The organism is uncultured Jannaschia sp. (assembly GCF_947494055.1).
Classification (GTDB): domain Bacteria; phylum Pseudomonadota; class Alphaproteobacteria; order Rhodobacterales; family Rhodobacteraceae; genus Jannaschia.
On record NZ_CANLTR010000083.1, the window covers coordinates 1 to 6,705 of the forward strand.

The 6,705-nt window shown below is 61.3% G+C and carries 10 protein-coding genes and 1 pseudogene; 2 read left to right on the plus strand and 9 right to left on the minus strand.

Translation table 11 applies throughout. The features are described 5' to 3' along the window. The first annotated feature begins 279 nt into the window (after positions 1–279). A complete protein-coding gene (locus tag Q1A87_RS22560; protein ID WP_299656822.1) occupies positions 280–1,224 on the plus strand; it encodes a replication initiation protein in 945 nt (314 codons plus the stop codon). Positions 1,225–1,305: 81 nt separating this feature from the next. Here Q1A87_RS22560 and Q1A87_RS22565 read toward each other — a convergent pair whose 3' ends face one another. The 6 genes and pseudogenes from Q1A87_RS22565 to Q1A87_RS22590 form a co-directional block, all read right to left on the minus strand. Beyond that, entirely contained in the window at positions 1,306–1,833 is a 528-nt protein-coding gene (locus Q1A87_RS22565; RefSeq protein WP_299656825.1) for a hypothetical protein, read from the minus strand. 264 nt (positions 1,834–2,097) lie between these two features. Then, entirely contained in the window at positions 2,098–2,373 is a 276-nt protein-coding gene (locus Q1A87_RS22570) for a hypothetical protein (protein ID WP_299656828.1), read from the minus strand. A 6-nt stretch (positions 2,374–2,379) separates the two neighbouring features. Then, on the minus strand, positions 2,380–2,847 hold the full coding sequence (locus Q1A87_RS22575; protein WP_299656831.1) for a hypothetical protein: 468 nt from the start codon (positions 2,845–2,847) through the stop codon (positions 2,380–2,382). Between the two features lie 67 nt (positions 2,848–2,914). After that, positions 2,915–3,559: pseudogene (locus tag Q1A87_RS24355) on the minus strand (relaxase/mobilization nuclease domain-containing protein); the annotation flags it as partial. Between the two features lie 8 nt (positions 3,560–3,567). Then, positions 3,568–3,969, minus strand: a complete 402-nt coding sequence (locus Q1A87_RS22585; protein ID WP_299656837.1) for a hypothetical protein — start codon at positions 3,967–3,969, stop codon at positions 3,568–3,570. Continuing rightward, the gene (locus Q1A87_RS22590; RefSeq protein ID WP_299656840.1) at positions 3,941–4,279 is read right to left on the minus strand and encodes a MobC family plasmid mobilization relaxosome protein; all 339 of its coding nucleotides are present in this window, start codon (positions 4,277–4,279) and stop codon (positions 3,941–3,943) included. Before Q1A87_RS22590 ends, Q1A87_RS22585 begins: the two co-directional genes overlap by 29 nt. Before the next feature lie 1,028 nt (positions 4,280–5,307). Between Q1A87_RS22590 and Q1A87_RS22595 the strand changes: the two genes are divergently transcribed. Beyond that, positions 5,308–5,646, plus strand: a complete 339-nt coding sequence (locus Q1A87_RS22595) for a hypothetical protein (protein WP_299656843.1) — start codon at positions 5,308–5,310, stop codon at positions 5,644–5,646. Positions 5,647–5,655: 9 nt separating this feature from the next. Here Q1A87_RS22595 and Q1A87_RS22600 read toward each other — a convergent pair whose 3' ends face one another. The 3 genes from Q1A87_RS22600 to Q1A87_RS22610 are packed head-to-tail and all read right to left on the minus strand — an operon-like array spanning position 5,656 to position 6,440. Then, a complete protein-coding gene (locus Q1A87_RS22600) occupies positions 5,656–5,892 on the minus strand; it encodes a hypothetical protein (protein ID WP_299656846.1) in 237 nt (78 codons plus the stop codon). Positions 5,893–5,908: 16 nt separating this feature from the next. Next, positions 5,909–6,172: a BrnA antitoxin family protein gene (locus Q1A87_RS22605; RefSeq protein ID WP_299656848.1), complete on the minus strand. Its 264-nt coding sequence runs from the start codon at positions 6,170–6,172 to the stop codon at positions 5,909–5,911. After that, positions 6,156–6,440 (minus strand): BrnT family toxin, encoded by a 285-nt coding sequence (locus Q1A87_RS22610; RefSeq protein ID WP_299656851.1) that lies wholly within the window; start codon positions 6,438–6,440, stop codon positions 6,156–6,158. The genes Q1A87_RS22605 and Q1A87_RS22610 overlap by 17 nt, the downstream gene beginning before the upstream one ends. Between the last annotated feature and the right edge of the window lie 265 nt (positions 6,441–6,705).

The window sequence follows — 6,705 nt, forward strand, 5'->3', positions numbered from 1 at the left end:
GATGGAAGGACGGCCGGCTGTGCCGTCCGTTTCTACATGAGTGTCGGGTGTCGAGTGTCGCGTGTCGCTTCGCTCCATCGACACCCGACACTGACACTAGAGGCCTTCACGACAACCTCCCGGAGGGCTTACGACAACCTGCGAGAGGGTTTGCGACAACCTGCGAGAGGGTTTGCGACAACCTGCGAGAGGGTTTGCGACAACCTCTCGGAGGGGTCAGACAACTGATTGACGACAACTCAAGGTTCTGTTTGTTGTTGTTATATGAGGACGCTTACCTTGGCATCGAACGCCATCGCCCTTCGGGCTGACCGCCCATTGACCCCTGCCATGACGGCGACAGTCTGGGAGATCGCGTCTGCTATTGATGCCGCCCGTATCCCAGAGAATTCTGACAACGCGGTATGGATCACGGTTCCAGCCATGCAACTCCGTGGCGAGGGTGGACGTACCGATAACGTATGGCTGCGTGAGTGCCTTCGCCGACTAACCGGCGTACAGATTTCAGGGGCTTACCGAGGCGATCCCTGGGGGGCGGTAGTGCTGGCCGAATGGCGCATTGAGCAAGGCGGCAGCGTGGTGCGCTTGCTAATCCCGCCTGCGGGCGTCCATGCCCTGCGAGCTCCTGCAACTTTCTCGAAGATCGAAGCTACCGCAGCGCATCGCCTGACGGGACACGGGCGGCAGCTCTATGCGATCTTGGCAGACAAAAAGCGCCTTGGACGGCCTTTCTGGACCTTCGAACTGGAAGAGTTGCGCGCGCTCATGGGGGTGGACGACCGAAAATCCTATGAGCGGTTCAACACGTTCCGGCAGAAGGTTCTCGACCCCGCCGTTGAGGCGATCAACGACTACGGCACCGTAGTCGTCGGTATGTCGTTTATTAAGACGGGTCGATCCGTCTCGGCCGTACGCTTCGATTGGCAATGGAAGGATCCCCGTGAAGCCGGGGACACAGCCTTGGAGAATGATCGCCATAGCTTCGCGCGCAAGCGTAAACAGGACGACGATGATGCTCCGCCTCTAATCGAGGACGAAGACCAAGCTGAACCCGCACTGACGTGGTGGGGCCAGCTTCACCAAGCGGAACGGGACGATTGGGCCGAACGCGTCGGACGGACCTTCGAAGCTGGGGGCATGATCGTCCCCCGCCGCGACGCTGACCTAGCGCGCGCATCCTACGCTGCTGTTAACGCAGAGGCAGCTCAGGCCGGTCAGGGCTAGACCAGCGTTACAGACGGAGCGCCTGATGTCGAAAGCTTGTTCAGCTATTGCTGCGTAATATCGCCCATTACTCATTACTCATTACTCAAGCAGGCAGAAGGCAAAGCGCCATGCTTTATCACGGATCGCCTTGATGCGGAAAAGCTCTGATCGAAGGAAGGTTATCTTCGAACTGAACAACCCTAGTTGTTCGTGGAGTGAGCAGGTTGGGCTCGGGAAAGCCCCGATCTTGTCGCAGGCCAAAACCGCCGAGACTTCACCATCTGGCGCGAACTCAACGGCGATTTGCCGTTCTTCGGTAACATGGTCGGCTTGATCCTTAACCCGGACCTCCTCAAAACCAGCCAGCATTCGGTCCGTCGTTTCAAATAGCGAAACGGTCAGCGGCTGTTTGACTGGCGCTGCAGCGAGGGCGGCCAGCGAATAGGCAGGCTTAGAGTACGCGAGCCCATCAACAAGCAGTGTGAAGTAGCTTTTACGATTGCGGAAATTCTGGGGCTCTTCGGCCGGCGACCCCGTCGCGATGTCAACCGCGAAGAGTTCCGTCTTGTCCACTTCACCCGAGGCACCGGGAATGAACGTTAACTCGTACTCGGGCCGATAGGTCATGGTCCGGGTCTCGGGCACGGCCCCGGCGATGGGGGGCGCGTCGTAAACTAGGATTTCGCTCGTGATTGGATTTTTGCCCCGGTAACTCTCGCAATCGCTTACCTCTTGCGAGAGTGCGTAGCCAGTGGCCATCGCCGAGATAGCGGCAAGAGCGGCGGTGATCCTAGTCGCCTCGACCAGGGCGCATTTGGCTCTTTCACAGCCCCCAGCCATACCCACGATCCCTATTTCTCTCTCTTTCCCTATCACGCTCGCGTTCCCGCGCTAACTCCCGCGTTCTTTCAGCAACGCGTTCACCTGCTCGATCAAGCGTCTCGTTAGTCGCACTTGCCCATCCAATACTTCGGTCAAGTTCCCCAAGGTTTCTTCCAGCGCGGTCTGCCTCTTTCTGAGCATTCCGATCTGCCCCGAGAAATGATCGGACGCCTTCGACAGCCGTTCGGCCGTATCGGCCGAGAGTGTCCCCGATCTCTCGCACGCGGTCGCCAAGCTCTCGAACTCGCGCAAGAGCGCGCGCTCGAAGGTCGTCAGGTTCTCCATCGCGCTCTACTCCTCCGGCAGTTCGATGCAGGGCAGGCCGTTGCAGACCTGCGCCCGGGAGCCTTCGGGACCGACGACGTACTCCCGCCCGGTCGAGCCGATCTGCAAGGTCACGCCACTCGTCTGGTCCAGCAGGTCGTCCAGCGCTCGACGCGCTTCGTACCTCTCTCGCAGCGCGGTCCTCAGATCGGACCGCGCCCAGGTCGTGGCCATCCACAGCAAGGCGAAGACTGCCAGGGCGATCACGGCCGAGCTCAAGGCGGTCCAGAGCGGCCAGAGCTTCTGCCGGGTCTCGATGGCGTCCATCCGGCGTCGCATGTCGTGCAGCCTGAGGTTCATATTCCTCTCCGTGTCGTCGAGCACGGCCTTCGACGATTTGTTCAAGCTCGTGGCGAGCTGCTTCAGCTCGGCCGTGGTCAACGCCTCGATCTCTCTCCGCTCCCCGGCCAGCCTCTCTTGCAACTGCGCGGTCAAGCTCGCTCGCGCGGGTCCAGTCACGCTCAAAAATACGCCCCTTCAGTCTGAACCGCGCCTCCGTCTCCGGATCGGCGGCTGTGATGTAATCCTTGCCTTGGCGCGGCACGGTGAAGCCCACCCCCTCGAGGGTGCGCACGATCCCGTCGCGGTCCTCGATCTCCCCCGCGGCGATGCGCTGTTCGAGGAAGGCCGTGACCGCCTCCCGGGTCTGCGCCCGCTCCTCGCGCTGGAGGCCCCTCTGGAGCGTGCGGGCGCGCTCGGGGTCGTCCGGCCGCGCCCAACCCTGCTCGTGGTTCCAGGCGTCCCTGAGCGGCGCGTAGGTGCGCTCCCAGCCGGGCGGTGCGATGTTCAGCGCCTTGCCGGTCGTCAGCTCCATGCGCGGCGTCAGGAAGTGCAGCTCGACGCGGCCGCCATCCGTGTGGCTGTGGCGCACCCAGGTGATGTCGTATTGCTCCGGGTCCATCCCGGCGAAGGCCACGCGCTCGAAGTCGTCTATCACCGCCCGCTGGTGGTCCGCGCTTGGCGCGTCCTCGCGGGCGAAGCTGATGACCCCGGTAGTGTAGGTCCACTTGCGGTCGATGCTGTCGATCAGTTCTCGGGTGCGCTCGATGTCGCCGCGCACGACCTCCGGCGCAGCCTCCTCGCGGCCCGGGCGGCGCCGGTCGACCAAGTAGGCGGCAATCGCGCCGCCCCCGCCGCGGCCGCCCATGAACTTGATCAGCACGGCGCGTCCGATCCGTGCTCGCTAGGTATGGAATGAAGGTCGGTCAGAACTCTCGAAAGGAGGGCCGCGACGATCACCGCCCGCGACCTGGGTTCGATGTGGTCCAGCTTCTCGGTAATCCTTGTGAGTTCTGTCTCTGGAAAGATGCGGCCCGCGAAGATGCCGGCATCGCCCTCGTCCAGATCCTCCATCAGCTTTGTGCCGCTCCGGATGGCGAAGAGATCCCGGATCAGGTCATGGTCGCCTCGGATGCGATCTAGCCAAACGCGATATTCCTCGCGCGACAGTCGAGCGGGCGTTCGCGCATGCCCCATGACGCTCTCGAAAACCGCTTCGTTGGCGGAGGCTTCTGACTGTCTGGACATTTCAAACGACACTTTGAGGTTTGTCGGCATGCGTCTCATGCGCCCGCCGCAGCGCCGTCAGCTCCCGATCCAGCTCGATCAGCCGCGCGACCACCGCAACCGTGTCGGCCGCCCGCTTCTCACGGTTGGCCCAGCGAGCGAGCTGGTTGAGGTTATTTCCGATCCGCGCCAGCTCGCGTAGGAGATCGGGATCGACGCTGCGTGGCTGGTGACGCCGCCGAATGGCTCGCACGCCGTCGAGGCCGTGGCGTACTAGTTCGGATAGCGAGACACCCCGCGCCTCGGCTGTTGCATGCCAGCGGCTACGCTGTTCCTCCGTCACTCGGATCTTGATCCACATCCGATCCTGTCCCGTCCCTCTCGTCTTGGCCCGGTCCCCCTGGACTGCCGCCCCCAGAAGGCTGGGCGGTTCAGGGGGACCGACCGCCCATCCGGGCGGTTCTCTTGGGGTCGCCTCCGGCGGCCCGGAGGGGTTCGAAGGGGAGGCAAAGCCACCCCTCGACAGCACTCCTGTGACCGCGCGTAGCGTGGCCACAGGAGTATGCTGGCTTACAGCGTTTCAACAAGACCCGTTGTCTCTTTGATATTGCCTAATATCAGGCTGAATGACTCTGTAACCGGTGGATTGATCTTCCTGGGGGTTTCCGGCATCGTTGAGGAAACGGGTTGGAAGTCCACTCTGAACGGTTTCCAAAATGAGGAAACCCCCTATGAAACTCACCCTCAGCCAAGCCGCTCGGGACGTTAAGAAGTCCAAGGGGACGTTATCAAAAGCCCTGCATTCCGGTGCTCTTTCTGGTACCAAGACCGATGACGGTTCGTGGCAAATCGATCACTCGGAGCTAATGCGGTGGGTTTCCGCAGCCCGTCCCCGTGAACGGCCAGAGGACCGCTCTGAACGCCTTAGCAACCCCCCGGAAACCCCTGATAACGCGCCCGGTTGGAAGGCTCGGATAGCGTTGATGCAGGAGCGCTTGAACGATGCCACCGGCACCATCGCAGATCTTCGCAATCGCCTGGACGCCTCCGAAGCCGAGCGTCGCGCACTGAACCAGCAGCTCTTGGCAGCACCCCGTTTCGACAGGATGCCATCTCAGGAGCCTCCAGGAGCCCCGGAGAAGCCTCAGGAGCGGCAGCGCGGGGTGTTGGGGTGGCTCCGGCGCGCAAGGCACTAGACCCCCCTCACAGGAGTTCGCTGCCTCAGGCAGCTTCAGCCCCCTCCGGCTACGACGACTGGACTACGAGTAGGTCGCAGCTAGCGTAGCGGCAGTACGTACCCCGGCGCACTCCAGTTCGAGTCTTTTCGAATTGTCAGAGGCGCTTAAGTGAATAATTCTAGTTTGCGGTCTTTATTCGCTCCAACCGGACGTGATCGAGGCTTTCGGGCAATTCTTGTCCATCGTTGCTAAAGATCTCGAGGTACAACAACTGCCCATTCTCGGAGATCAGGTCGAACCGCACCACATCGTCGGATTCTTTGATGATACCGGCAACCGCGTTGCCGTACCGACGCGGTCGCTGTCGCGTTACAATGGGCTGATGCTCCGCAAAACCGACGAAAACGCCCATGCCCGTACGGCTACGCCGTTTGACATGCAGTTCATCGAGAATGTCGAGGTATGCGAACTCCTCCGTCTCAAGGATAAACTTGAGAACTTGCCGTTCGAACGTGCTCAAACCTGTCAATCAACATCCAATGTCGGTTAGATAGTGGGGCTAGTCGGTCAGTTCATCCTCATCAGACAGATCGAGGTCGCCGATAGGGGGTAGCTTGCCTCCGCACCAAGGGCAGAAGCCGATCTCGATCACGCTGCTGCCGCCATCATGGATGATGAGGCCGTAGCCGCCACGAACTTGTTTGATGAGAGCATCCGGGCAGTCCGAGCGATCGGCATGCTGGTCGCAGGTGCGATCTAGATCGGCAGCCATTTGACTACAGCAGTAGTCGGTCATGATCCTACTTTCAGCCTCACCGGTGGTTGGCCACGTCCGCTTCCAGGAGCATCCGGACGTAGCGGGTATAGGGGATACCGCTGGCCTTGGCCTTGGCCTTCACGGCGTCGAGCAGCGAGGACGGAAGGCGCATGTTGAGCGAGGCGGCCTTCGGCTCGATTTCGAACTGCATCGGCTTGAAGCCCGACAGGTCGTACTGGGTCAAGTCCGCCGTCTCCACGAAGGCTTCCGCTTCGGCGTCGCTCCGCAGCGAGGGCATCGGCTTAGTCTCGGGCTTCATAATGCGCGATCTCCTTCTGGTGCATGTACCGGGCGCTGATGGGGCGGAGCCTGGTCTGGCCGTTCACGTCGCGGAGCATGAACACCACGAACACATGGCGTCCGGCGACGGTCTGTCCGATGCCGCGCATGCGCGGCTCCTCAGGGTAGGAATCCTCCATTACGGTCGGAGACCCCATCAGGACCTCCTCGATCTCTTCCTGGGATACGCCGTGCTTGCCGCATTTCGGCCAGTTGCCCTTGTCCCAATCGAACCCCGCAATCTTCATTCGTGACGTACCTACTTTTGTCTACACAAATGTAGTGCAAGGGGTCTGCCTACAACAACGGCTAGTTCAGTGACCAGACGCAAGTGAATTGCTTCACCTTCCCCTCCCTGCCTGACCCACCCCATCCGGTTAGCGTTCCGCTTGTGAGAAGTACGACGATGCCCTGCAACGGCTGCGATCTTGGCGAAGATGGAAGGACGGCCGGCTGTGCCGTCCGTTTCTACATGAGTGTCGGGTGTCGAGTGTCGCGTGTCGCTTCGCTCCA

Bases quoted from the DNA above. Each gene is read 5' to 3' on its own strand.
- Q1A87_RS22605 (WP_299656848.1), bottom strand. From the start codon at position 6,172: ATGAAGCCCGAGACTAAGCCGATGCCCTCGCTGCGGAGCGACGCCGAA.
- Q1A87_RS22600 (WP_299656846.1), bottom strand. From the start codon at position 5,892: ATGACCGACTACTGCTGTAGTCAAATGGCTGCCGATCTAGATCGCACC.
- Q1A87_RS22590 (WP_299656840.1), bottom strand. From the start codon at position 4,279: ATGTGGATCAAGATCCGAGTGACGGAGGAACAGCGTAGCCGCTGGCAT.
- Q1A87_RS22585 (WP_299656837.1), bottom strand. From the start codon at position 3,969: ATGCCGACAAACCTCAAAGTGTCGTTTGAAATGTCCAGACAGTCAGAA.
- Q1A87_RS22570 (WP_299656828.1), bottom strand. From the start codon at position 2,373: ATGGAGAACCTGACGACCTTCGAGCGCGCGCTCTTGCGCGAGTTCGAG.
- Q1A87_RS22610 (WP_299656851.1), bottom strand. From the start codon at position 6,440: ATGAAGATTGCGGGGTTCGATTGGGACAAGGGCAACTGGCCGAAATGC.
- Q1A87_RS22565 (WP_299656825.1), bottom strand. From the start codon at position 1,833: ATGACCTATCGGCCCGAGTACGAGTTAACGTTCATTCCCGGTGCCTCG.